1 protein-coding gene is annotated in these 205 nt (G+C 69.3%); it reads right to left on the bottom strand.

Annotated features, from left to right (window positions below):
* Positions 1–205: pyridoxal-phosphate dependent enzyme (locus AC5Y49_RS24915; RefSeq protein ID WP_499892036.1), on the bottom strand; the 205-nt coding region annotated here is incomplete at both ends.

Genomic DNA, 205 nt, shown 5'->3' on the forward strand with positions numbered 1-205 from the left:
GCCGGCGGAGTGTCCGCCGGTGCCCACCGAGCAGACCAGCACGTCGACGTTGCCGAGCTGATCCATGAGCTCCAACCCCAGCGACTGATAACCCGCGACGTTGTCGGGGTTGCTGTATTGGTCGGGGTTCCAGGCGCCGGGATGGGCGGCGAGGACCTGGGCGACGCGGTCTTTGCGGGCTTGTTGCCAGCCCCCGACCGGGTGG

This window comes from Mycobacterium sp. NGS62 (genome assembly GCF_059812285.1).